General features: G+C 73.3%; 15 protein-coding genes and 1 pseudogene. 6 read left to right on the top strand and 10 right to left on the bottom strand.

The window, feature by feature from the left end; all coding sequences use genetic code 11:
* Window positions 1-21: 21 nt before the first annotated feature.
* The 3 genes from ACFU95_RS13175 to ACFU95_RS13165 all read right to left on the bottom strand — a co-directional run bounded on the left by ACFU95_RS13175 (window position 22) and on the right by ACFU95_RS13165 (window position 5,555).
* Window positions 22-1,311 (bottom strand): ROK family protein, encoded by a 1,290-nt coding sequence (locus ACFU95_RS13175; RefSeq protein ID WP_383826118.1) that lies wholly within the window; start codon window positions 1,309-1,311, stop codon window positions 22-24.
* Between the two features lie 70 nt (window positions 1,312-1,381).
* Window positions 1,382-2,344, bottom strand: coding sequence for a phosphotransferase family protein (locus tag ACFU95_RS13170; RefSeq protein ID WP_383826115.1), 963 nt, complete (start codon window positions 2,342-2,344; stop codon window positions 1,382-1,384).
* Between the two features lie 34 nt (window positions 2,345-2,378).
* Window positions 2,379-5,555 carry a cytochrome P450 gene (locus tag ACFU95_RS13165; RefSeq protein WP_383826112.1) on the bottom strand — a complete coding sequence of 1,059 codons (3,177 nt, stop codon included), beginning with the start codon at window positions 5,553-5,555 and terminating at the stop codon, window positions 2,379-2,381.
* 189 nt (window positions 5,556-5,744) lie between these two features.
* On the opposite strand from ACFU95_RS13165, the gene ACFU95_RS13160 reads away from it, so the two are divergent.
* Window positions 5,745-6,341, top strand: a complete 597-nt coding sequence (locus ACFU95_RS13160; RefSeq protein WP_383826536.1) for a PAS domain S-box protein — start codon at window positions 5,745-5,747, stop codon at window positions 6,339-6,341.
* On the opposite strand, the gene ACFU95_RS13155 is transcribed toward ACFU95_RS13160, so the two are convergent.
* Window positions 6,272-7,195 carry a DUF3626 domain-containing protein gene (locus tag ACFU95_RS13155; RefSeq protein ID WP_383826109.1) on the bottom strand — a complete coding sequence of 308 codons (924 nt, stop codon included), beginning with the start codon at window positions 7,193-7,195 and terminating at the stop codon, window positions 6,272-6,274. The two genes, ACFU95_RS13160 and ACFU95_RS13155, sit on opposite strands and share 70 nt — an antisense overlap.
* An 85-nt stretch (window positions 7,196-7,280) precedes the next feature.
* Here ACFU95_RS13155 and ACFU95_RS13150 point away from each other — a divergent pair, with 85 nt between their 5' ends.
* On the top strand, window positions 7,281-7,775 hold the full coding sequence (locus tag ACFU95_RS13150; RefSeq protein WP_383826106.1) for an FBP domain-containing protein: 495 nt from the start codon (window positions 7,281-7,283) through the stop codon (window positions 7,773-7,775).
* Between the two features lie 219 nt (window positions 7,776-7,994).
* Here ACFU95_RS13150 and ACFU95_RS13145 read toward each other — a convergent pair.
* A pseudogene (locus ACFU95_RS13145) lies at window positions 7,995-8,201 on the bottom strand (erythromycin esterase family protein); the annotation flags it as partial.
* Between the two features lie 476 nt (window positions 8,202-8,677).
* Here ACFU95_RS13145 and ACFU95_RS13140 point away from each other — a divergent pair.
* The 3 genes from ACFU95_RS13140 to ACFU95_RS13130 all read left to right on the top strand — a co-directional run bounded on the left by ACFU95_RS13140 (window position 8,678) and on the right by ACFU95_RS13130 (window position 12,386).
* Window positions 8,678-9,931, top strand: coding sequence for an aromatic acid exporter family protein (locus tag ACFU95_RS13140; protein WP_383826103.1), 1,254 nt, complete (start codon window positions 8,678-8,680; stop codon window positions 9,929-9,931).
* Window positions 9,932-9,980: 49 nt separating this feature from the next.
* Window positions 9,981-11,039 (top strand): hypothetical protein, encoded by a 1,059-nt coding sequence (locus ACFU95_RS13135; RefSeq protein ID WP_383826100.1) that lies wholly within the window; start codon window positions 9,981-9,983, stop codon window positions 11,037-11,039.
* 126 nt (window positions 11,040-11,165) lie between these two features.
* Entirely contained in the window at window positions 11,166-12,386 is a 1,221-nt protein-coding gene (locus ACFU95_RS13130) for a lactonase family protein (protein ID WP_383826097.1), read from the top strand.
* Here ACFU95_RS13130 and ACFU95_RS13125 read toward each other — a convergent pair.
* Both ACFU95_RS13125 and ACFU95_RS13120 read right to left on the bottom strand, forming a co-directional pair.
* Window positions 12,354-13,079: a DUF2470 domain-containing protein gene (locus ACFU95_RS13125; protein ID WP_383826094.1), complete on the bottom strand. Its 726-nt coding sequence runs from the start codon at window positions 13,077-13,079 to the stop codon at window positions 12,354-12,356. The two genes, ACFU95_RS13130 and ACFU95_RS13125, sit on opposite strands and share 33 nt — an antisense overlap.
* A 95-nt stretch (window positions 13,080-13,174) precedes the next feature.
* Window positions 13,175-13,783, bottom strand: a complete 609-nt coding sequence (locus ACFU95_RS13120) for a TetR/AcrR family transcriptional regulator (RefSeq protein WP_383826090.1) — start codon at window positions 13,781-13,783, stop codon at window positions 13,175-13,177.
* 108 nt (window positions 13,784-13,891) lie between these two features.
* On the opposite strand from ACFU95_RS13120, the gene ACFU95_RS13115 reads away from it, so the two are divergent.
* The gene (locus ACFU95_RS13115) at window positions 13,892-15,421 is read left to right on the top strand and encodes a cytochrome P450 (protein ID WP_383826088.1); all 1,530 of its coding nucleotides are present in this window, start codon (window positions 13,892-13,894) and stop codon (window positions 15,419-15,421) included.
* On the opposite strand, the gene ACFU95_RS13110 is transcribed toward ACFU95_RS13115, so the two are convergent.
* The 3 genes from ACFU95_RS13110 to ACFU95_RS13100 all read right to left on the bottom strand — a co-directional run bounded on the left by ACFU95_RS13110 (window position 15,383) and on the right by ACFU95_RS13100 (window position 17,981).
* A complete protein-coding gene (locus ACFU95_RS13110; protein WP_383826086.1) occupies window positions 15,383-16,213 on the bottom strand; it encodes a pentapeptide repeat-containing protein in 831 nt (276 codons plus the stop codon). The two genes, ACFU95_RS13115 and ACFU95_RS13110, sit on opposite strands and share 39 nt — an antisense overlap.
* 71 nt (window positions 16,214-16,284) lie before the next feature.
* Entirely contained in the window at window positions 16,285-17,181 is an 897-nt protein-coding gene (locus ACFU95_RS13105; protein WP_383826083.1) for a sigma-70 family RNA polymerase sigma factor, read from the bottom strand.
* A gap of 50 nt (window positions 17,182-17,231) precedes the next feature.
* Window positions 17,232-17,981, bottom strand: a complete 750-nt coding sequence (locus ACFU95_RS13100; RefSeq protein WP_383826080.1) for a PIG-L deacetylase family protein — start codon at window positions 17,979-17,981, stop codon at window positions 17,232-17,234.
* Between the last annotated feature and the right edge of the window lie 104 nt (window positions 17,982-18,085).

Below are 18,085 nucleotides of genomic sequence, written 5' to 3'. Positions count from 1 at the left end.
GCCCCCGCGGCCGGTGAAACCTCAGTGCGGCACCCGCTGCACGGGGGTCGTGCGCGAGGCGGGCCGCGGCCCCTCGGGCGCCGGTTCGGCGGGGCGGCCGCCGCGGGCGAAGAAGTCGGCGAGCGGCAGGATCGCAGCACCCACGGTGACCGCGTCCGGGCCGAGCCGGCCCAGGTCGATGGTGACCCTCTGGGCCGGATGCCGCAGGGCGTACGAGGCCGCGTGCCGGCGGACGGCGGGCAGGAAGCGGGTGCCGAGCCGGAGGCCCGCCCAGCCGCCGATCAGGATGCGCTCGGGCTGGAAGAGGTTGATCAGGTCGGACAGCCCCGCGCCCACGTACTCGGCCGTCTCCGCCAGGACCGCGAGCGCCACCGGGTCGGCCGCGCCGCCCTCGGGCGGATACGCGCCGGCCAGCATCGCCGCCAGCGCGCTCTCCTCGTCGGCGCCCTCCGGGACGCTCCCGCCCTCCTCGTGCCAGCGCGCGAGCAGCGCTTCGGCGCCCGCGTACGCCTCCAGGCAGCCGAGGGCACCGCAGCGGCAGCGGCGCCCCCTGACCCGTACCGTCAGATGCCCCCACTCGACGGCCCGCCCGTGCTCCACCTCGGGGGTGACGAGGCAGGCGCCGACACCGGAGCCGAAGAGCACGACGAGCGCGTTGCGGGCGCCTCGTCCGCCGCCGAACCACATCTCGGCCTGGCCGAGGGTCCTGGCGCCGTTGTCGATGAAGTACGGGACGGTGTCCGGGAGCGGGGATCCGGCACGCAGGAGCTGTTCCAGCGGTACGGCGTCCCAGCCGATGGTCTGGCCGTGCACGACGGCACCGGCGCCCGGTGTGTGTTCGACGATGCCGGGAACGCCGATGCCGACGCCGAGGAGTCGGACGGGTCCGGTGCCGGTGCCCGAGAGCACCTCGGCGATGCCGTCGCGCACATGGCCGGCGATGCCGTCGACCTCGTACCGCGCGTGTGTCAACGGCCGTTCCGCGCGGGCGAGTTCGGTGAGGGTCAGGTCGAAGAGGCCGATCCGTACCCGGGTCTCCCCCACGTCGACGCCGATCATGTGACCGCTGCCCGGGGCGACGCGCAACAGAATGCGAGGGCGGCCGCCGTCGGAGTCGACGCTGCCGGCCTCCTCGACCAGGCCGTCGGCGATCAGCTCGGCGACGACGTTGCTGACGGAGCCGGAGCTGAGCCCGGTCGCCGGGCCGAGTTCGAAGCGGCTGAGGGGGCCGTCGAAGTAGAGGCACTGCAGTACGGCCGTACGGTTGCCCCGTCTGAGGTCCCGTACCGTGCGCCCGTTCCGCCCGGCCATGCGGCTCCCTTCCGATTAGCCCTGTTCCCCGCCCTGCGCGAACCGTCCCCATGGTGGACCACCAGGTGGACTACGACGCGAGGTCCTCGATCTCGGTCAGTGCCGCCACCAGCTCGGGAGCGACCGTGTCCTGGACCCAGCGGTGCTGTGCGGCGTCGGCCGCCCGGGGAACCGTCTCGGTGAGCATGATCAGGTAGAGGTAGGAGCGGTAGAGGGCCAGGCGGAGGCGGGCCGGGACGTCGAAGTCGGCGCGGCCGCCGGCCTCCCGGTATCCGGTCAGGAAGGCCGCGTCCCGCTTGATGTCGCCCAGCAGGGCCAGGGAGACGAAGTCGGCCAACGGGTCGCCCCAGAACATCCGCTCGCCGTCGATGAGGCCGCCGATCCGGGCCTCGCCCGACGCCCGGTCCACCAGGATGTTGCCGGGCCACAGGTCGAAGTGGACCAGGCACGGGACGGTGACCTCGTCGAGGGCGTCGTAGCCGGCCCGGAGCGTGTCCGCGACGGCGTCGGCGGGACGCGGCAGCACGGCCCGGTAGTGGCGGGCGTCGTCGAGGACGGCGTCGAGCATCCCGGTGAACGCGGTGCGCCAGTCGGCCACGAGCGGGCCGAGGGCACCGGACGGATAGCCGAAGGCCGCCCCGGTGACCCGGTGCAGACGGGCCACCTGGCGGCCCAGCTCCGTGCGCAGGCGGGCCCGTTCGGCGTCGGTGAGCTCGCCGTTCCAGGGTTCGCCGGGGCAGGCCGTCATCAGCAGCTGGTCCCCGTCGGCGACCACACGCGGCGCGGGCACGTCCGCCTTGGCGGCACTCCGGTAGAACTCCACCTCGGACACCAGCAGCCGCTTCTCGTGGCGCAGGCCCGGCACGGTGGGCGGGGGCGGCACCTTCAGCACATACCGGCGGCCGTCGGTGAGGAGCAGTTCCTCGACCGTGTTGTAGGTGCCTCCCGCGAGCGGGCGGAGGTGGGCGAGGTGCCCCGGCGGTATGCCCGCCGCGTCCAGGGCCTGCCGGGCCCGTTCCCAGGAGTCCACCACCGTGCGCCCACCCCGCCCCTTCGGTTCCCGCCGGTCAGCCGGCCGCGTACACGTCCTCGACGTAACGGCCGTCCGCGATCAGTGCGTCGAGCCACTGCCCGGCCGCCGTGTCGTCGGCGCCCGGCGTGCGCTCCCGGTACAGCGTACGGAACGCCTCCCGCACGCCCGGCGCCATCCGTGAACCGTCGCCGCACACGTACACCCGGGCGCCCGCGTCGAGCAGTTCCCAGACCTCGTCGGCCTCGGCGGCGATGCGGTGCTGGACGAAGGTCACGCCGCCGCTCGGGGCGGCGCTGAAGGCCGGGCGGAGCGAGACGGCCCCGGCGGCCTCGGCGGCGCGCAGTTCCCCGGCGTGCAGGAAGTCGGCGTCCGGCGCGTCGCAGCCGAAGTAGCAGAGGGCCGGGGCGAGTTCGGCGCCGTCCGCGCGGGCCGCCGTACGGTCGGCGATCGCGCCCCGGAACGGGGCGAGCCCGGTGCCCGCGGCCACCATGACGACCGGGGTGCCGGCGTCGATCCGGAAGACCTCCCGGCACGGCTGGACGCGGGCGTACACCGTGTCACCGGGCTCCAGGTCGGTGAGGTGGCCGGAGCCGGTGCCCCGGTAGACGCCCTTGCCGGAGCGGGCGGGGGCTTCCAGCAGGGAGATCATCAGGTCCGCGTGGCCGGGGTCGACGGCCGGCGAGGAGGAGATGGAGTAGTGGCGGGGGCGCAGCGGGGTGAGGATCTCCAGGAGCCGCGGCCAGTCGAGGGCGCCGCGCAGGGCCGGGTGGTCCTCGATCACCTCGACCAGGGTACGCGGATCGCCGCTCAGGTTCGCCAGGGCCGCGCGCTCCGGCGGGCACGGGTTGGCGGCGGCGAGGGCGGAGAGCTGTGCGGCGCTCGGGCGCTCCTGCAACTCGACGTGGAGGGTGAGGAGTTGGCGTACGGTCAGCGGCCGGTCGAGGGCGAGGCCGTCCCGGCGGGGGCGGGTGGGCCGGATGTCCAGGACGGTGTCGAGGTCGGCGCCGAGCGCGGCGGCCGCGCGCTCGACCAGGGCGGGGGCGTTGGCGGGCAGGACGGTGAGGTGGTCGGCGGTGCGGTAGGTGACACCGTCCGGCAGGGCGACGCGGACGAAGCGCTTGCGGCGGGCGTGGCCGGGGGCGGTGAGGTCGTGGGCCTCGGTGACGCGCATGGGGACGAGGCCGTGCCGTTCGGCGAGGGCGTCCAGTGGGCCGCCGGTCAGCGTGCGGACCTCGTACGCCGTGGCCGGCTCGGCCGCGGCCGGGGTGGTGGCGTCCGGGTCGCCGTACCGCTCCAGCAGCGCCGTGCGCAGCCGGGTCGTGAAGTCCCGTACGGCGCCGGTCAGATCGCCGGAGGCGTCGGCGGCGGCGCGGTCGACGAGGCGCGTGGCGCCGAGGTCGCGGAGGCGCTCGTCGAAGCGGGTGGGGACGTGCTGGTAGGTGGCGGCCCAGTTGCGGTCGCCGACGCCGAGGACGGCGTAGGTGACGTCCGTGGCGTCGGAGGCCTCCTCCAGCCGGGCGGCGAAGGCGGTGGCGTCGTCGGTGGGGCGGCCGTTGTAGGAGGCGGCGGTGATCACGACCGGGCGGTCGGTGGGCAGGCCGCCGGCGTAGTCGTCGAGGGGCGCGACCTGTGTCTCGCAGCCGATCGCGGCGGCCTCGTCGGCGAGTTGGGCGGCGAAGTCGCGGCAGGTGCCGTAGTTGCTGCCGTGCAGGAACAGGGCGCCGGTGCCGGGGCGGACCCGGGCGGGCAGTGCGGCCGTGTCGGAGACGGCTTCCGCGGCCGTGGGGGCGGCGCCCGGCAGCGGCGGGTGCACACGGTCGGCGGCGGTGCGCGGAGCCAGGGTGAGCGTGAAGCCCTCGGGCTTGAGGGTGAGGGTCTCCTTGACGGTGAGGCGGTAGCCGGCGTGGTCGTTCAGCCGGTAGCGGTGGACGAGCATCGCCAGCAGCATGGTCGCCTCGTGCAGCGCGAACTGCCGTCCGATGCAGGCGCGTTCACCGGTTCCGAACGGCTTGAAGGCGTGCACCGACCGGGCCTCCTCGGCCTCCGGTGTGAAGCGCGAGGGGTCGAACAGCTCGGGGTTGTCGCCCCAGACGGGCTGCCGGTGCAGCATCGGCGTGAGGACCAGGGCGGCCTGTCCGGCGCGCAGCGGGATGCGGCCGCCGAGCAGGGTGTCCTCGCGGGCCTGCCGGGAGAACACGGCGGCCGTGGGCCACAGCCGCAGCGCCTCGTTGAGGACCTGTCGGGTGTACGCCAGCTTCCCGACCTCGTCGTACGTCGGCTCGGGGTCGGCCTGACCGCCCCACAGCTCGTCGACCTCGCGCCGCACCAGTTCGAGCGCGGTCGGGTGCTTGGCGAGGTAGTACATCGCGAAGGACATCGCGCCGGAGGTGGTCTCGTGGCCGGCGATCAGGAAGGTGATGACCTGGTTGCGGATGTTGGCGGTGTCGAGTGTGGTGCCGTCCGCGGGGTGCTCGGCGGTGAGCATCAGCCCGAGGAGGTCCTCGGCGGCGCTCTGGTCGGTGCCGGTGCGGGCGGCGATGACGTCGTCGACGACCTGGGCGAGATAGGCGGAGTCGTCGCGGAAGGCCGCGTCCGCCGCCGAGTGGTCCCGGCCCGGGACACGGGCGAGCCGGGTCATGCTCCACTCCAGGCAGCGGACCATCGACTCGACGAAGGGGTGCGGCTCGGGCCGCTCGAAGGAGCCGAAGTCGTAGCCGAAGCCGGCGAGCCCGATGGTGTCCAGGGTCATCCGGGTCATGTCGTCGGGGACGTTCACCGGCCGTCCGGCGCGGGCGTCGCGGTCCCAGGAGTCGATGAGCCGGCGGGCCACCTTCAGCATCACCGGGTGGTAGGTGCGCATCGAGCCGAGCGCGAAGGCGGGCATGAGGATGTCGTGCGCCTTGGCCCAGTTGGGCTCGTCGTTGTAGGCGGTGAACAGGCCGTCGGCGGCGAACTCGCGGACGTTCTCCAGGCCCGGCCCGATGTGCTTGGCGAACCGCTGCTCGTCGGCGAGTTCGGCCACGAGGTCCAGGTCGCCGACGAACAGGGTGTTCCGCCCGTGCAGCCGCCGCACGAACACGGGCCCGTGCTCGCGCATCAGGTCCATGGCCTGCTGCACGGGCGTGCCGCCGGGTCCGGTGGCGGTGATGTCGGCGAGGGGGACGCCGGGGAGGGCGTCGGCGGTCTGGGGGTGCAGCGCGGTGGGGGGCATGGCGCGACAACTGCCTTTCGCGATACGGAGGTCCTGCGCTCAAGCGTGCTCGACGGGTCCCGGCCGCCCGCGCCCCGGCACTACATGATTGTGTAGTACAGGGATGGACGTCGCTCTTGCGCCGTGTGACCGGAGGTGCTCGTGGACTGGCTTCACCCGGAGGCCGTGGTGTGGCGCAACCGCGCCCTGATGGTCTTCGACCGCGTCTCGGTGCCGATCGCGGTCTGCGATGTGTACGGCGCCGTCGTGCTGGCCAATCCGGCCATGGCGGCGGAGTGCGGTACGACGCCGGGGCGGCTGCGCGGCCGGGACGTGCTGGAGCTGTTCCGGCCGCAGGAGGCGACCCAGGTGGAGCGGATCGCCGAGGCGCTGCGGCTGCGGCACCGCTCGCGGTACCAGGTGTCGGTGCGCTGGCGGACGCCCGACGGGGCGGAGCGGTACGGCGAGCTGACGGCGGACCCGGTGAGCGACACCGTGGAGGAGACTCCGACGCTGCTGGTGATGCTCCGTGTGCTGGGCGAGCCCGAGGCCCCTGACGTCCCGCCCGTGCGGATCTCGCCGACGGAGGCCCGCGTCCTGGCGCTCCTCGCCGGGGGAGCCACGACGGCGCGGGCCGCGCGGGAGACCGGGCTCACGGTGGACGGCGTGAACTACCACCTGCGGCGCCTGTCGGCACGGTGGGGCGCGGCGAACCGCACGGAGCTGGTGGCTCGGGCCTATGCGCTGGGCGTGCTCGCTCCCGGGGTGTGGCCGCCGACGCCGGCCGCCTCGGACGAACCGGAGTAGGCCGTGCCCGCGCCCTGGGGAGCGCCGAAGCGGGCGAGGGTGTGCCACACCATCTTCAGGTCCTGGAGTTCGTGGCGGCCGGTGCGGGCGGCGTCCCCGATGACGCGCGGGTCGATGCGGCCGCCCTCGGCGATCCGGGCGCCCAGGTCGGCGTACTCCTCACCCCGGTAGTCCGCGTGGCGGCGCAGGTCCGCCGCGGTGAGCCGGTAGCCGGGGTGCCACTCGACGGAGCAGGGCAGCAGGCGGGCCGCGGCCTCGACGGGCGTTCCGCGGTAGCAGGCGTCCAGGACGACGGCCTCGACGTCGCGGGCGAGGACGACTCCGCCGTGGACCTGCGCCTCGATGTAGTCGTTGAGGGCGTCTCGTTCGTCGGCTTCGGCGAGCGTGAGGAGATGCGTGCCGGTGGCCACGCCGAAGTCGGTCGGTTCGGCCGCGCTGTCGGGGTAGCAGAAGGTGGCCCGGGTGAGCGCCGGGCCCGCCAGCCGGAAGTGCGAGGAGCCGAACCGCGGGGCGGCGCCCACCACTTGGCGCCGGAAGTCCAGCGCGCCGTAGACGGGGCGCTCGTGCGCGGTCGCGTCGTCGTAGGCCCCGCCGAAGATCCGGCTCTCCCAGCGCCAGCGGTCACCGCCGGGGTGGGCGGTGAGCCCGCCGTTGCTGGTGCCGGTGACGAACTGTGAGTGGTAGGTGCCGTCTTCGGCCAGCGCGCGCAGGATCGGCACTCCCCGCACCAGCCGGTCCGGATGGAAGTTGAGGGTGATGCGCACGTCGGGGTCGAGAGGCGGCCCCGTGGAAGCGGCCGCGACGTGCCGCAGCGCGGACCGGGCCCGAGGTGACGCGACATCGCCGTAATTCACTGGCTCCCCCTCATCCAGCCTGCCTAACCTAGCCCTGAACCTAGAGCCCCTAGGTTTGCGGAACCGACCATCCAGGAGGCACTCCATGAGGCCACTCACCGACCAGGACGTGCGCAACTCTTTCATCAACTGCTCGAAAGGTGAGGCCAAGCGCCTGCCCCTCCCCCGCGATCTCGCCGAACGCCCGTGGGACGACCTCGACTTCCTGGGCTGGCGGGATCCGGGGGCGCCCGATCGCAGCTATCTGGTGACCGAGCGGGAGGGGCGGCCGGTGGGCGTCACCTTCCGCTTCCCGTCCTCGCAGCGCGGCTTTCTGCACCGCAGCATGTGCTCCCTGTGCCTCACGACCCATCCGGGCGGCGGCGTCTCCCTGATGACCGCGCGCAAGGCGGGCGCCGCGGGCCGCGAGGGCAACTCGGTCGGCGTGTACATGTGCACCGACCTCGCGTGTTCCCTCTACCTCCGCGGCAAGAAGGTCCCGGAGTCCGGGGGACGCTTCGAGGAGAGCCTGACCCTGGAGGAACAGATCGCCCGCACCACGGGCAACCTGTCCGCCTTCCTCGACAGGCTGTACGCCTGACGGGCCCCTACCGGTCCCGCAGCCGCGGGCCGGCGCGCCGACGGACCGCAGGTCGAGCACGTAGTCGCGGTACCCGACCCTCACACGGGCCGCGCCGAGGCTGTCGCGCAGGAACGCGCCCTGGACCCTGGGGTTCTGGGCGGGCTCTTCCGCAGGTAGCCGACGTGGTTCGAAGGCGTACTGCCGGGCGGTCCGGTCGATCACGGTCGCCTGCTGGATCGCCCAGGCGTGCGCCGCACGGTCGGCGGCCGGGGCCGTCCGCGCGAGCAGCCGCAGCGCCTCGCCCGTACGCGCAGCGATGTCGTCGCCCATGAAGCGGACGGGGTCGCCCGGGTGGTGGAGGTTGTACGCGCGCATCCACTGGACGAGCCGCAGATGGTCCGTGTTGTTCCACCACAGGTAGTCCCGCTGGAACTCCTCGCGCATGATGCGCCGGGGATCGCCCCTGCCGTGGAGCACCTAGTCGTCGAGGCGCAGGCCGGTGCTCCAGGGCGCCTCCAGGGCGAAGGTGCGGAATCCCGTCGAGCGCCTCGACGACCGGCCCGGCCGGGGGTGCCGCCGTGGCCGGGATGCCGGTCGTCAGGGCGGCGAGGATGATGAACAGGGTCAGCACTGATCCGGTCCGTTGGCGCTTCATGATCCAAGGCTCGCGCTCGCGGGCGGGCCGGGGCCATCCGGCGGTCCTCCGTCCCCGGGCGCGGACAACCACGGGGTGCCGGCGGGGGTTTTCCCCGGTCCGGGGCCGGTCGGACGCCCAGCCCCGCGTCGCGCGGGTGTCGACGATCACCAGCCCGGCCCCTTGCCGTAGGACGGTCGCTGCGATCAATCTGGGGATCCTTGCGGACCGTTACGTTCCGCAAGCAGGGTGTGGGAAGCGTCGGTGGAAAGGGAACAGCCCGAGGATGCGAGAGGAACGTGCGGGGACACTGTCCCTGGAGCGGCTCGGGAAGCTGCGCCGGGACCCCGTGGTGGTCCAGACGCTGCGATCGGCGGCGGCGGCGACGATCGCCTACGTCATCGCGCTGCGCCTGAGTCCCGAGGCCGCGCCGCTGACCGCGCCCCTGACCGCGCTGCTGGTCGTCCAGGTCACGCTGTACGCCACGCTCACCAACGGCATCCGCCGGGTGAACTCGGTGGTGGCGGGCGTCCTCGTCGCCATCGCCTTCAGCCTGCTGGTCGGTCTGACCTGGTGGAGCCTCGCCCTGTTGATCGTCGCCGCGCTGGGGGTCGGGCATCTCGTACGGGTCAACGAGTACGTGCCCGAGGTGGCGATCAGCGCGATGCTGGTCCTCGGGGTCACGACTGTCGGGGACACCGCGTGGGCGCGGATTCTGGAGACGCTGATCGGCGCGGTGGTCGGGCTCGGCTTCAATCTGCTCCTCGCGCCGCCGGTGTGGGTGGACGAGGCCGGTGAGTCACTGGAGGGACTGGCCCGTCGGCTGCGGCAGTTGATGCTGAGCATCGGCGAGGAGGCCGCCGGGCGTACGCCGTTCGAGCAGGCCGCGGCCCGGCTGCACGAGGCGCGCCGGCTCGACCACGACATCGTCGAGGTGGACGCGGCGCTTCAGCAGGCCGAGGACAGCCTGCGGCTCAATCCGCGCGTGCGCGACAGTCTGCTGCACCGTGTGGTGCTGCGGACCGGGCTGGACACGCTGGAGATCTGCACGGTCGTCCTGAGGGTGCTCGCACGCACGCTGACCGACCTCGCGAAGGAGCGTGAGCCGGAGCCGCTGTTCGCCAAGGAGTCGGGCGCGGTCCTGGAGCAGTTGCTGTCCGAGATCGCCGACGCGGTGGTCAGTTTCTCGGTGCTGGTCACCACGCACGTCAGCAGCAACGCCGACGCGGCGGAGTCCCGCCTCGCCGCCGAGTTGCGCACGGCGGCGGGCACCCGCGACAAGCTGGCCCTGCTGCTGCGCGAGGAGGCCGAGCGCGAGGAGGGGCACTGGCAGTTGCTCGGCGCCGTGCTCACGGAGGTCAACCGCATCCTCGACGAGATGGACACCGAGCACCGCTCGCGTCGGCTCCTGGAGGAGCTGGACCGCGTCTCGCAGGAGCAGCGGGCCCGGATGCCGCGTCTGACCCGGCTGCGCGAACGCATGGGCGTTCAGGAGCAGCTGTGGCGGAACCGTACGGGGTTCGGCGGACGTTCTTCGTGAGGGGAGCGCCGGGACGGGGCCGGCGCCGGGATGCGAGGGAGCGGGGCCGATGGCCGACACGACCGTGCGGATCGACGGAAACACGCTGCGGCTGCCGGGCGGGGCGGCGGTGCGGTTCATCCGTACGCTGCGGCTGCCCGAGACGGGCACCCATCCGCTGCCGCCGGGGCTCGGCGAGTTCCCGGTGCGGCGAGTGGCGGACTACGCGGACACCGTTCCCGAGGCGTGGCGGGCGCGCGGCGGTGTGATGCTGCCGGTGTATCTGCGCGAGGCGATGTGGCTGAGCTTCGCGGGGACGACGGAACCGGCCGCCCTCCAGGTCGGCGTGGGCAAGGTGTGCGCCGTCTCGGGGAAGCCGTGGAGCGACCGGCTCACCCGCAGGCCGCAGAACTACGTCGTACTGCCCCGCCAGCCCTGGCTGGACGGCATCAACTCCGGGAAGGGCACGGTCCGCCAGTTCGTGGCGGTACCGCTCGGGCTGGGCGCGACCGTCGAGGGCCAGGTCACCGGCGAGGAGGTCTGGGGCGGCGTACAGCTCCAGCCGTTCACGCTGCAGGAGCCCCAGCTGGCCAGGTGGCGTGAGGAGGAGCGGCGCCGGGCGGAGGCGGCGCGGGCGATGCCGCAGTACGGCGGCTACGGCGCGGCCATGCCCATGGCGGCGCCGCCCGCCCCGGGTGCGGTCCCGGCGCCCGCGGCCGCTCCGGCGGGCCGGCCGCCCAGGGCCGCCGCCGCGATGGGCCTGGGCGTCGGCGGCTCGATGCGCCAGGAGGTCTACGAGGACGACCGTCCGCTCTCGGACTGGTCCGACCGTCCCGCCGGCCGGGTCTTCGTCCATCTGGTGACGCCTCCGGAGTGGCGCCGCATCACCGGAGAGGCTCCCCCGCCGTCGCCGGTGGACCGGGCCGCGTACACCCGGGCGGGGCTGCCCTGGTTCGACTACTACGACCAGGACGCCGAGGATCTCGCCCCCACCGACACCCTGGAGGCGGTGAGGCCGGTCGGTGACTGGCTCGGCGACGACCACGAGCCCTGGCAGGCGCCCACGCCTGGCCAGGTGACGCCGCTCAAGGACGCGCAGGGCAAGCCGGTGCAGGACGGAGACTGGTAGGCGGCGCGCGGCGCCCGCCAGCCCATTGCACCCTGCGCAACACACGTTGCTCTTCTTGCGCTCCGCGGGTGATCCACGCCAAGGTGGCTGTCGCGACCAGGACGAGCGACGACCTGAGGTGTGGACATGGGCAGTGGTGGGCTGAGCAGGCGCCGATTCGTCGGAACCCTCGCGGGATCCGCCGCGGGTGTGACGCTCCCGGCGGCCACGGCGTGCGACGACGCGCCCGCCCCCGCGGACACGGCCGACACGGCGGCCACCGGGGCGACCACGCCGGGGACGCTTCCGAGCGCCCAGACCGAGAGCCGCGCGCCCTCCGGTCCGCGCCCCCTCTACCTCGGCACGTACACGTCCGTCGAGGGCGGCGGCAAGGGCATCGGGCTCGCCACCTACGACCCGGTCACGGGCCGCGTCACCGGCACCGGGACGATCGCCGACGTCGGCGATCCGTCGTATCTGGCGCTGCACCCGAACCGTCGCACGCTGTACGCGGTCGACGAGCGTGCGGACGGCGCCGTGACCGCCGTCCGTCTCGCCGACCGCGAGATCCTGGGGAGCCGGAGCACCGGCGGGGCCGCGCCCTGCCACCTGTCGGTGCACCCGAGCGGGCGCTGGCTGCTGAGCGCCAACTACGGCACGGGCAGCGTGGCCGTGCACCCGATCGACGCCGCGGGCGCGCTCGGCGAGCGCACCGACCTGGTCACGCACTCCAGTCCGCCGCCCGGCCCCGGCCAGGAAGGCCCGCACGCCCACCAGGCCGTCACCAGCCCTGACGGCGGCCATGTGCTCGCCGTCGACCTGGGCACGGACACGGTGTACAGCTACCGCCTCGACCTGAAGGCCGGCACGCTCACCGAGGTCGCGCGGGCGCGGACGAAGCCGGGTGCGGGCCCGCGTCATCTCACCTTCCACCCGGGCGGCCGGTACGCGTATCTGGCCAACGAGGCCGACAACACCGTCGCGGTCTGCGCGTACGACCCCGGCACGGGTCGGCTCACCATCGGCGAGGAGCAGGAGACGGGCACGGGTTCGGGCACCAGCTATCCGGCGCAGATCGTGGTGACGCCGAACGGCCGTTACGCCTATCTCGCCAACCGGGGCCACAACAGCCTCGCGCGCTACGCGGTGGAGGCGAACGGCGCCCGGCTCAGGCTGCTGGACACGGTGCCGGTGTCCGGGGACTTCCCCCGGCAGATCGCCCTCTCTCCGGACGGCACGCTGCTGTTCGCCGCGAACCAGCGGTCGAGCACCGTGAGCGTCTTCCTCGTCGACGACGAGAGCGGTGAACTGCGGCTCGCGGGCGAGCCGTTCGCGTCACCCGTCGCCGTCTGTGCGCTGCCGCTGTAGTGCGCGCGGGCAGGAGGCGGCACTGGCCTGGGCGAGCAGGACGTGCATGCGCTCGGTGAGCTGGGCGACGTCGTCGGCGGGCCGGTGGAACGGCAGCCGTACGTCGCCGTCGGAGCGGGTGCGCTCGATGCGCAGCGTCAGTCCGTGCCGGTCGACGGCCAGGGGCTGGACACGGACGGCGCCGTGCAGACTGTCGGGCTCGACGAGGCGGGTGAGCCGCTCGACGGCGTCCGGGTGGCAGTCGGCGAGGTGGGTGAGCAGCCGGGCCTCGGCGGTGGCCAGCGGGTCGGGCACGGCGGCGGCGAACTCGTCGAGGTCGACGACCACGGCACCGGACGGCTGCCGCAGCACCACGCGGGTGGCCCGGAAGGCGAGCCTGCCGTCCTCGGGAGTGAACCAGCCCGACATCCAAAGCCGTGTGCGGATCCGCCTGCGGACCGGCACGGGGGCGACGTCGGCGAACTCCAGGACGGCGGACGGCTCTCCGCGGGGCGCGCAGATCGCCGCCGTGACGAGCACACTGTCCTCCGGCACGTCCAGCAGGACGCGGCCGTCGTCGGCCACCGTGTGCGTGCCGACGAGTTCCTCCCGGCAGCTCTCCGCGGTCACCCCGCAGGACCACGCACCGGCGAGTACCGACCGGGCTCGTTCCGCCGCGGAAGGTGCCGCCGTCCAGGTCTGGCTGTCACCCATCCCGTACCTCCTAAGGTAAGCCTTGCCTAACCTATCGAAGATCGAGCCGCACGCCAACCGGCCACGCCGTACCTGTGCGATCTCTTCGCGGGACCTCAGGGAGCGATGACGCCCAGCAGGGCGCGGGCGCACAGGTCGCGCACCTGGTCCCGGGAGAGCTCCGAACCCCGCAGCCACTCCAGGCACACGGCCGTGGTGAAGGCCAGCCAGCCCCGTACCGCGAACCGGACGTCGGGCCGCCCCTCGAAGACCGGGCCGAACTCCGGGTCCACCGCCATCGCCGCCAGGATCTGCTTCTCCTGCGCGGCCAGCGCCCGCTGGTAGACCTTGCGCACGGCCCGGTCGCCGGCCGCGTCGGCGCGATGGAAGGCGCGGTAGCCGTGGGCGTGGGCCTCGACGTACTCCAGATAGGTGTCGAGGCCCGCCGCGAGCTGCTCGCGGACCGGGACCCCGGGCACGGCGGCCGTCATCCGCAGCATGCGCTCGCTCTCCCGCTCGACCACGGCCGCGAAGAAGTCACGCTTGGTCGGAAAGTAGTGGTAGAGCAGCCCGCGCGAGACTCCGGCGATCTCGGCGACCTGCTCGATCCACACCTCGTCGTACGGACTCTCCGAGAACAGCCGCGCCCCCACCGCGAGGAGCTGCTCACGGCGCTCCTCGGTGCTGAGCCGGCGACGCGTGCGCTCACCCTGGTTCGCGGCCATGCCCGCACTTTACTTGACGTGGATTCAATAGCGGGACCAGACTGAGGCGCGTTATTGAACCCACGTACAACGAGCTCAACGTGCCGCTGGATCAAGGGAGATCGCGTCATGGCGGAGGCAACGACCGGTTCCGGGCTCCCGAAGGGATTCCGCGGCGCCGAGCAGGGCTGGCCGGAGCTGGACCGCATCCCGCACCCCCCGTTCCGGGTCCCCCTGCTCGGCGATGTGCTCGGCGCCAGCAGGCGCACACCGCTCCAGGACTCCCTGCGTTACGCCCGGCAGTTGGGGCCCATCTTCCGGCGCAGGGCCTTCAACCGGGAGTTCGTGTTCGTGTGGGGCGCCGGACTCGCGGCCGACATGGCGGACGAGACGCGCTTCGCCAAGCACGTGGGGCTCGGCATAGCCAATCTGCGGCCGGTCGTCGGGGACGGACTGTTCACGGCGTACAACCACGAGCCGAACTGGCAGCTGGCGCACGACGTCCTGGCGCCGGGGTTCAGCCGGGAGGCCATGGCGGGGTACCACCCGATGATGCTGTCCGTGGCCGACCGGCTCATGGACCACTGGGACCGCGCGGTGGCGGCGGGCCGGACGGTGGACGTGCCCGGTGACATGACCAAGCTGACCCTGGAGACCATCGCGCGCACCGGGTTCGGGCACGACTTCGGCTCCTTCGAGCGCGCCCGCCCGCATCCCTTCGTGACGGCGATGGTCGGCACCCTCACCTACGCGCAGCGCCTCAACACCGCGCCCGCGCCGTTCCTGCTCCGGCGGGCCGCGCGGCGCAACAAGGCCGACATCGCCCACCTCAACCGTACGGTCGACGACCTGGTCCGCGCCCGTACCGCGAGCGGCCGCCGGGACGGGGACGGCGACCTGCTGGGCCGGATGCTGGAGACGGCGCACCCGGAGACCGGGGAGCGGCTGTCCCCCGAGAACGTCCGCCGGCAGGTGATCACCTTCCTGGTGGCCGGTCACGAGACCACGTCGGGCGCGCTCTCCTTCGCCCTGCACTACCTCTCCCGCCACCCCGACGTCGCGGAGCGCGCCCGCGCCGAGATCGACCGCGTCTGGGGCGACACGGCGACGCCCGGCTACGACCAGGTGGCGCGGCTTCGCTACGTCCGCCGCATCCTCGACGAGTCACTGCGGCTGTGGCCCACGGCGCCCGCCTTCGCCCGCGAGGCGCGCGAGGACACAGTGCTCGGCGGGATCCATCCGATGCGGCGGGGCGCCTGGGCGCTGGTGCTCACGGCGATGCTGCACCGCGACCCCGAGGTGTGGGGCGCGGACGCCGAGCGGTTCGACCCGGACCGCTTCGACCCGCGGGCCGTACGGACGCGTGCGCCGCACACCTTCAAGCCGTTCGGGACGGGGGCGCGGGCGTGCATCGGGCGCCAGTTCGCGTTGCACGAGGCCACGCTGGTGCTGGGCCTGCTGCTGCGCCGGTACGAGTTCAGGGGCGACCCCGGCTACCGGCTGCGGGTCACGGAGCGGCTGACGCTGATGCCGGAGGGGTTGCGGCTGCGCCTGGAGCGGCGGGCGGCCGGCACCGCGGACCCGGCACCCGTCTCGTCCGCGAACGCCGAGGAAGCGCCGTCAGACCGTCGCTGTCCAGTGCACGGGGCGGGCGACTGAGGCGGGCAGCCGGGTGGCGCCGCTGCCCCGGGCCGCGTTCAGCTGGGGCTGGGTCACGAAGAACGCGCCCGTCAGATCGGCGTCCGTGAGGTCGGTGTCGCGCAGGTCGGCACCGATGAGGTCCGCCCCGCGCAGATCGGCGCCGGTCAGGTCGGCGGCGATGAGGTAGGCACCGCGCAGGTTCGCGCCACGCAGGTCGGCGCCCTTGAGGCGGGCGCCCATCAGGTCCGCGCCCCGGCGGTTCTTCTTGCGCCCGCCGAATCCCGCCCGGGCCAGCTCGCTGGTGCGGAGCAGCAGCGCGTTGACGTCCTGGCGGTGCGCGGCCACGTCCAGCGCGGCGAGCTCCCGCGGGGTCTGCCGGGCGAGCTCCTCGGTCCTGTCCAGGGTCCGGCGCAGATCGGCGTTCAGGGGGCGAGCGGCAGGCAGGGTGAGCGCCTCGCTGAGGTACCAGAGCAGTTCGTGGAGCTGGCGGACGACCGGGAAGACGTCGAACATCTCCCGGGCGTCCGCACGGGAGCCGGTCCGCCAGTCCCGGCCACCGAAGGTGACCTGCGAGACCTTCTGGCCGGCGCCGAAGCAGTCGTAGACGGTGCAGCCGGTGAAACCGGTCTGCCGGAGCCGGTCGTGGATGCCGCACCGGTGGTCGTCGCGGAGGTTGTGGCAGGGCTTGCCCGCCGCCTTGTCGACCGCGAAGTCGGCGGAGGCGGCGAAGGGCAGGGCCACACAGCACAGCCCGAAGCAGCTGGCGCAGTCGGCACGCAGGTCGCCCCGGTCGAACATCTGATCTTGCATACCGTTCAGCATACGGAACCGGGAGCCCACCGACGGGTGTCATGTACACCCGCCAACTTCCTGTGCTCGGCTCAGCCGGCGAGGTCCGCCACGTCGAGGCCGGCCAGCCGCTCGGGGTCGGCGAGGATGTACATCTCGGTGATCCGGCCGTCGACGACGGTGACGCCCATGACCGACTGCGGCCGCCCCTCGGGGGCGTTGAGCACCCCGACCGTGCCGTTGACGGACACGAGCCGCATGTACCGCGCGAACTGCCGGAAGAGCATCGCCTGTTCGGCCACCGGCTTCGCACCGCGCACCACCTTGGACGCCGCCGCGCCTGTGACCAGCGGTCCGGAGTCGACCCGCAGCACGATGCCGGGGTCGAGGACCGCGAGCAGCGCCTCGAAGTCCCCCGCGCGGGAGGCGGCCATGAAGGCGTCGAGGACCTGCCGCTGCCGGCCGGGATCGGGTTCGTTCGACGGGGTGGCACCCTTCACCCGGCGCCGGGCGCGACTGGCGAGCTGCCGGGTGGCGGCCGAGGAGCGCTCCACGATCGGCGCGATGTCGTCGAACGGCACCGCGAACATGTCGTGCAGGACGAACGCGATCCGCTCGGCGGGCTCCAGGGCCTCCAGCACCACGAGCAGCGCCAGACCCACCGCGTCGGCCTGGAGCACCTCCTGCTCCGGGTCGATCGTCGACAGCGGCCTGATCACGGGGTCCGGGACGAAGGTGTCGTCGAGGGGTTCCTCGTGGCGCCGCGTGCGGGAGCGGAGCAGGTCCAGGCAGACCCGGCCGACCACCGTGGTCAGCCAGCCACCGAGGTTCGCGATGTCGGCCGCGTCGCTGCGGTTCAGCTTCAGCCAGGCCTCCTGGACGGCGTCCTCCGCCTCGGCCAGGGAGCCGAGCATGCGGTAGGCCACCGCCCTGAGATGGCCGCGGTGCTCCTCGAAGCGGTCCGCCAGCAGTTCTGTGTCGTTCACCATGCCCCCGTCACCATGCCCCCGTACTCCTTCGTGACTCCTTCGTGCGCAGGTCAGAACTGCCGGCTGAACAGTTCGAACGCCACGGCCGGCTTCCCGCCGAACCGCTCCCCCGTCGCCTCGGCGTTCGCGGTGAGGAAGCGGCGGGCGTACGTCTGCGGGTCCTCGTCCGTCAACACCTCGATGTAGGTGCGGTGTTCGAGCAGCGAGCGCACCCCGCGTTCCAGACCCGCCGACGCGTCCACCGCGTGCGTGGGGGTGCTGGACCCGGCGACGGCGACCCAGCGGACGCCGTCCCACGGCTCCAGGCCCTGCTCGCCGAGCTCGGGGAAGATCCAGCGGTTGCCGGCGTCCCCGGCCGCGTCCAGCGTGGCACGGCCGACCGCCACGTGGTCCGGGGTGTTCCAGGCGACGCCACCCCAGGTGTCCCGGTGGTTGAGCGTGATCACCAGCTCGGGCCGGTGGCGGCGGATCGCGGCGGCGATGTCGCGGCGCAGGGCGATGCCGTACTCGATCACGCCGTCCTGGTGGTCGAGGAACTCCACCGCCGAGACGCCCACCGCGGCGGCGCTCGCCAGCTGCTCGCGCTCCCGCAGCGGGCCGCACTCGTCGGGTTCGAGTGTGTCGATGCCGGCCTCGCCGCGGGTCGCGAGGACGTAGGTGACCTCGCGGCCGCCGTCGGTCCAGGCGGCGATCGCCGCCGAGCAGCCGTACTCGAGGTCGTCCGGGTGCGCGACGACGGCGAGCGCGCGCTTCCAGTCGTCCGGCATGGGCTTGAGCTGAGTGATCGTCGGCTCCGTCATGGGGTCAGCCTAGCCTCGCGCTTTCACGAGGTGGGCTGTCCAAGAGTTGATCAGAAACACGGAAAGTGCCCTTGACCTGCAACGATAGGACTTGCTGAGGGTCC

It is taken from the genome of Streptomyces sp. NPDC057623 (assembly GCF_042800355.1).
Classification (GTDB): domain Bacteria; phylum Actinomycetota; class Actinomycetes; order Streptomycetales; family Streptomycetaceae; genus Streptomyces.
Note: the sequence above shows the minus strand (reverse complement) of the source record. Positions and strands in the feature narration are given on the sequence as shown.

Coding starts and splice junctions, on each gene's coding strand:
- ACFU95_RS13120 (WP_383826090.1), bottom strand. CDS start 13,783: ATGGCCGCGAACCAGGGTGAGCGCACGCGTCGCCGGCTCAGCACCGAG.
- ACFU95_RS13140 (WP_383826103.1), top strand. CDS start 8,678: ATGCGAGAGGAACGTGCGGGGACACTGTCCCTGGAGCGGCTCGGGAAG.
- ACFU95_RS13175 (WP_383826118.1), bottom strand. CDS start 1,311: ATGGCCGGGCGGAACGGGCGCACGGTACGGGACCTCAGACGGGGCAAC.
- ACFU95_RS13160 (WP_383826536.1), top strand. CDS start 5,745: ATGGTCTTCGACCGCGTCTCGGTGCCGATCGCGGTCTGCGATGTGTAC.
- ACFU95_RS13150 (WP_383826106.1), top strand. CDS start 7,281: ATGAGGCCACTCACCGACCAGGACGTGCGCAACTCTTTCATCAACTGC.
- ACFU95_RS13115 (WP_383826088.1), top strand. CDS start 13,892: ATGGCGGAGGCAACGACCGGTTCCGGGCTCCCGAAGGGATTCCGCGGC.
- ACFU95_RS13110 (WP_383826086.1), bottom strand. CDS start 16,213: ATGCAAGATCAGATGTTCGACCGGGGCGACCTGCGTGCCGACTGCGCC.
- ACFU95_RS13105 (WP_383826083.1), bottom strand. CDS start 17,181: ATGGTGAACGACACAGAACTGCTGGCGGACCGCTTCGAGGAGCACCGC.
- ACFU95_RS13100 (WP_383826080.1), bottom strand. CDS start 17,981: ATGACGGAGCCGACGATCACTCAGCTCAAGCCCATGCCGGACGACTGG.
- ACFU95_RS13165 (WP_383826112.1), bottom strand. CDS start 5,555: ATGCCCCCCACCGCGCTGCACCCCCAGACCGCCGACGCCCTCCCCGGC.
- ACFU95_RS13135 (WP_383826100.1), top strand. CDS start 9,981: ATGGCCGACACGACCGTGCGGATCGACGGAAACACGCTGCGGCTGCCG.
- ACFU95_RS13130 (WP_383826097.1), top strand. CDS start 11,166: ATGGGCAGTGGTGGGCTGAGCAGGCGCCGATTCGTCGGAACCCTCGCG.
- ACFU95_RS13125 (WP_383826094.1), bottom strand. CDS start 13,079: ATGGGTGACAGCCAGACCTGGACGGCGGCACCTTCCGCGGCGGAACGA.